The following is a 1,189-nucleotide window of genomic DNA, read 5'->3' on the forward strand; positions in this document are numbered from 1 at the left end:
TCTTCATCTGCTCTTCAGTATAATCATGCAACTGACCACCATTAACAGCTTGCTGAGAACCTGTTTCAATCTTTCCATCCGCTACATTATCTATCATAACAGGTTCGCTGTCATTGCCTCCTACTAACGTAACCTTATTCGTCTTTTTACCATCATCATCTTTGTCATATTTAACCGCTCCATCCATAACCGTTGTTGTAATATCTTTTACATGTTGATCAATCGTATCTACTTTCTTTTCAACCTCTTTCACTTTCTCATTCGTCTCCCATAGCTGACCTCCATTCACAACTTCTTGTGAATTCTCTTCAACTTTACCAGCTAAGACATTCTTAATCTTGCTCGACTTGTCATCATGCTTCGCGTCGTACGCTCCTTCAGTTTCATTCCAATTTAAACCATTGGACGCAACATTCTTCTCAACATCATGAATACGATTGTTGATATTGGTCATACCTATATTCACACCATCAAACGCAGCTGCAACATTATCATAGCTCGTCTTCTCATCTGAACTACCGTCGCTCTTAAATTGTGCAACCTTGAATTCCGGTGCACTCCATTTCCCATCCTTATAGCCCGCTCCTCCTCCTAAATAGGACGCTAAGACATTACTCATAGAATAAAGCTGTGAACCATTCACCGCATCCGTCGATGTTTCTGAAATCGTTCCACCACGCACTCCAGAAAGAGTCCGTTCCGCTCCATCAATGTTGGAAAGGGTAATGCTCGTGCCGCTTTTTTCGCCTCCAATGCTAATAACATGCGTCTTTTCATCTTGTTTAACTAAGCTATCGCCTACGACTTTGTTAATTTCTTTATGAATATTCGTGAAAGACGTCCCTACTCCTGCTAACGCATCCGCAACATTATCATAACTCTTCTCTTCATCTTTTCCATCAGAGTTGACTGTTTTTAGCTTGAAACTTGGAGCACCCCATTCTCCCTTATCATTATAGCCGGCTCCTCCACCAAAATACTCCGCAAACATCTTATTCATGGAATAGAGTTGTGAACCATTCACCGCATCCGTCGATGCTTTTGAAACATCACCTTCCTTAACACCTGAGAGTGTCCGCGCTGCATTATCACTGTTTGCAATATTGATGCTCGTACCGCCTTTTTCACCTCCAATGCTAATAACATGCGTCTTTTCATCTTGTTTAACTAAGCTATCGCCTACGACTTT

General features: G+C 41.5%; 1 pseudogene. It reads right to left on the reverse strand.

Annotated features, from left to right (window positions below):
* Positions 1-1,189, reverse strand: a pseudogene (locus ACFINO_RS09845) (hypothetical protein); the annotation flags it as partial.

The organism is Bartonella sp. AA83SXKL (assembly GCF_042196965.1).
Classification (GTDB): Bacteria; Pseudomonadota; Alphaproteobacteria; order Rhizobiales; family Rhizobiaceae; genus Bartonella.